Below are 3,677 nucleotides of genomic sequence, written 5' to 3' on the forward strand. Positions count from 1 at the left end.
GCTACGCGCTGTTCCCGCATATGAGCGTCGAAGCCAACATCGCCTTCCCACTCAAGGTGCGCAAGAAACCGGCCGCCGACATCAAGCGCCGTGTCGGCGAGATGATCGAGCGCGTCGGTCTCAAGGGCCACGAGAAGAAACTGCCGGCGCAACTGTCGGGCGGCCAGCAGCAGCGCGTGGCGCTGGCCCGTGCGCTGGTGTTCGAACCTGGCGTGCTGTTGCTCGATGAGCCGTTCTCGGCGCTCGACAAGAGCCTGCGCGGCCAGATGCAGGCCGAGATGAAGCGGCTGCACCAGGAAGCCGGAACCACTTTCGTCTTCGTCACCCACGACCAGAGCGAGGCGCTGGCGCTGTCGTCGCGCGTTGCCATCTTCAACCACGGCAAACTGCTGCAGGTCGGAGCGCCCGACGAAGTCTACGACCGGCCGGACAACCGCTTCGTCGCCGAGTTCCTCGGCGAAATCAACATGCTGCCGCTGAAGGGCGTCAAGCCTGCCGGCAATGGCTCGACCGGCCTTTGCGAAGACCGCGCGGTCAGCATGGGCTGCAAGGCCGAACTCGTGCGCGGCGATGCCATCCGGGCGATCCGGCCCGAATACATGTCGATATCGGGCGAGGCGGCGGATGGCGAGAATGGCATCGCCGCTACCGCCACCAACTCCACCTATCTCGGTGCTGCGACGCGGCTCGACCTGACGACACGGCAAGGCGCCAAGGTTACCGTCTCGGTGCCGAACGAGGTGGCGGCCGCAGCGCTCAGCAAGGGCAATTCCGTCTGGCTCACCTGGCCGGCGGAAAAGGGTTTCCTCCTTCCGCATGGAGGGCAATGACGACGGTGTGGCGAGATGTCGCTCCACCGCTTTCCGGCACTATCAACAACAAAAAAGGGGAACTGACATGACACATGACAACAAAAAACAAGCCGTCGAGAGCCTGTCCGCCAGGGCAGGTCGCGGCGAGATCTCGCGCCGGCAGTTCACACAGCTGGCGGCACTCGTGCTGGCCGGCACGCCGATGCTGCTGCGCTCGACAGGTGCCTTTGCGCAGGCCAAGGAACTGGTGCTGGTCAACTGGGGTGGCGATGCCATCACCGCCTATGATGCCGCCTATGGCCAGGCCTTCACCAAGGACACCGGCATCGCCGTCAAGATGGACGGTTCGGGTCCGACCGAAGGCGCCATCGCCGCGCAGTTCAAGAGCGGCGCGCCGACCTGGGATCTCGTCGACGTAGACCCCTTCTCGGCCATCACGCTCGGCGCCCAAGGGGCTCTCGAGCCGATCGATTACAACATCGTCGACAAGAAGAAGATGCGGCCCGGCTTTGGTTGGGAATACGCCGCCTCGACCTATTTCTTCTCCTATGTCATCGCCTATGATTCCGAGAAGTACGGCAAGGACGCGCCGACCGGCATGGCCGATTTCTTCGACGTGAAGAAATTCCCCGGCAAGCGCTCGCTCTACAAATGGGGCGTATCGAGCTGGGAAGCAGCACTTCTGGCCGACGGCATCGCGCCGGCGTCGCTCTACCCGCTCGACCTCAAGCGCGCCCATGACAAGATCGCCGCGTTCAAGGAAAACGTCGTTGCCTATTGGGGTGGCGGCGCCGAAAGCCAGAGCGTGCTGCTCAATGGCGAGGCCTCGATGGCGATCGTCTGGTCGACGCGCGCTTCGCTGATCGAGCAGGATTCGGGCGGCAAGATCAAGTTCATCTGGGATCAGGGACTGATCTCGCCCGGTGCGCTGGCCGTGCTCAAGAACAACCCCGGCGGCAAGGACGCTGCGATGAAGTTCATCGCCAGTGCCCAGGACCCTGAAAAGCAGCTGGTCATGTTCGACAAGCTCGGCCAAGGTCCTGCAAACCCGGCGGCAGACGCGCTGATCACGGCCGACAAGAAGCGCATCAACCCGGTCGATCCCGAGAACATGAAGAAGCAGATCGCGCTCGACATGGACTGGTACGCCAAAAATTACGGGCCGGCGCTCGACGAATACACCAAGATCATCTCGGCCTGATCAGGGCCGGGATAATCGGGTGGACATGAGATCCTATCTCTCCGACAGGATGGGCGCGGCGCTGTTGATGGCGCCGCTGCTCCTGTTTCTTGTCCTGGCCTATGCCTGGCCGTTCCTCGGCGTCGTCAAATGGAGTTTTACGCTGCCGACGCCCGGCCTCGGCCAATATGAGGCGCTGCTCACCGACGATCTGGTGCAGTCGGTGTTCATCCGCACGCTGCGCATCGCGGCGGTCGTCACCGTGGTCTCGGTGGCCGCTGCCTACGCCATCACCGTCGTCTGGGTGCGTGGAACCCCGGCACAGCGCCTGATCGCCGAGTTCTGCATTCTCGTTCCCTTCTGGATTTCCGTGCTGACCCGTGCCTTCGGCTGGGTGGCGCTGCTCTCCAATCGCGGCCTGATCAACACGTGGCTGCAGGCGATCGGCTTCATCTCCGAACCGCTGGCGTTGGTGCGCAACGAATTCGGCGTCATCGTCGGCATGACGCACTTCCTCATTCCTTTCGCCGTTTTTCCGCTGGCATCGGCCATGCGCAGCCTCGACGACCGCGTGCTCCTGGCGGCGCGCGGGCTCGGCTCCAGCCGCATGCGCACCTTCTGGACGGTGTTCGTGCCGATGACGCGCTCCGGCATCATAGGCGCGGCGATGATCGTTTTCGTCTTCTCGCTCGGCTTCTTCGTCACGCCAGCGATCCTTGGCGGCGGCCGCAGCGTCATGATTGCCGAGCTGATCTATCTCAGGATATTCCAGAGCCCGGACTGGGGCTTGGGTGCAGCGATCAGCGTCGTGCTGGTGCTGTTCGTCGGCGCGCTGATGGCGCTCTTGTTCCGATATGTCAGACCGAAGCAGTTGATCTGATGCCGACCTACCGCCCCGGTCCCGTCTCGCTGATCATCGCCGCCTTCGTGGCGCTGTTCCTGCTGATGCCGCTGCTCGCCGTCATCCCGGTGTCGCTGACGCCGAGCCGCATGCTGGCCATGCCGTCGGGCGAACTGTCGCTGCGCCATTACCGGGCGCTGATCGAAGACCCGCGCTGGCTCCAATCGATTCTGCTCTCGATCCGCATCGGTGTCGTCAGCAGCGCCTTTTCAACTGTGCTGGCGCTGTGCTTCAGCCTTGGCGTCTGGATGTTCCAGCCGCGCTTCACCGCGGCCCTGGTCGGCTTCGTGCTACTGCCGATGGTGGTGCCGCCGGTGGTCTCGGCGATCACGCTCTACTTCTTGCTCACCTCGATCTCGGGTTTCAGCGCGTTCTTCGGCTACGACACCTGGCTTGGCGTCGCCATGGCCCATTCGGTGATGACCGTGCCCTTCGCCACGGTGCTGATGCTGGTCTCTCTCAGCCAGCTCGACCGCCGCATCGACCTTGCCGCGCGGGGCTTAGGGGCCACTGTGTGGGAGCGCGCCACCCGCGTCATCATGCCCAACATCAAGTTCGGCATCGTCACCGCCGCACTTCTCTCCTTCGTGCTGTCCTGGGAAGAAATCGGCGTCACCCTGTTCATCACCTCTGTCAACGCCATCACGCTGCCGCGGCTCATGTGGATGGGCTTGCGCGACAACATCGACCCGGCGATCGCGGCATTGTCGGTGATCCTGATCATCATCACCGTGCTGGTGCTGGCGGTGCGCAGTTTCGTGGCCAGGCAGCGCGGAGCCTAGAC

General features: G+C 63.6%; 4 protein-coding genes. All 4 read left to right on the forward strand.

What is annotated here, in order from left to right; translation table 11 throughout:
• Nucleotides 1–830: ABC transporter ATP-binding protein (locus tag EOA22_RS27580; RefSeq protein ID WP_164755889.1), on the forward strand; the 830-nt coding region annotated here is incomplete at its 5' end.
• Nucleotides 831–897: 67 nt separating this feature from the next.
• Nucleotides 898–2,013, forward strand: coding sequence for an ABC transporter substrate-binding protein (locus EOA22_RS27585; protein ID WP_013532645.1), 1,116 nt, complete (start codon nucleotides 898–900; stop codon nucleotides 2,011–2,013).
• A 25-nt stretch (nucleotides 2,014–2,038) separates the two neighbouring features.
• Entirely contained in the window at nucleotides 2,039–2,872 is an 834-nt protein-coding gene (locus tag EOA22_RS27590) for an ABC transporter permease (protein WP_013532644.1), read from the forward strand.
• Nucleotides 2,872–3,675, forward strand: a complete 804-nt coding sequence (locus tag EOA22_RS27595) for an ABC transporter permease (RefSeq protein WP_013532643.1) — start codon at nucleotides 2,872–2,874, stop codon at nucleotides 3,673–3,675. The genes EOA22_RS27590 and EOA22_RS27595 overlap by 1 nt, the downstream gene beginning before the upstream one ends.
• Nucleotides 3,676–3,677 lie beyond the last annotated feature (2 nt).

This window comes from Mesorhizobium sp. M7A.F.Ca.US.014.04.1.1, from assembly GCF_003998745.1.
In the GTDB taxonomy this organism is placed as follows: Bacteria; Pseudomonadota; Alphaproteobacteria; order Rhizobiales; family Rhizobiaceae; genus Mesorhizobium; species Mesorhizobium ciceri.

What these genes read in the sequence shown, in the direction of transcription:
- EOA22_RS27585 (WP_013532645.1), top strand. Translation starts at nt 898, where the DNA reads ATGACACATGACAACAAAAAACAAGCCGTCGAGAGCCTGTCCGCCAGG.
- EOA22_RS27590 (WP_013532644.1), top strand. Translation starts at nt 2,039, where the DNA reads ATGAGATCCTATCTCTCCGACAGGATGGGCGCGGCGCTGTTGATGGCG.
- EOA22_RS27595 (WP_013532643.1), top strand. Translation starts at nt 2,872, where the DNA reads ATGCCGACCTACCGCCCCGGTCCCGTCTCGCTGATCATCGCCGCCTTC.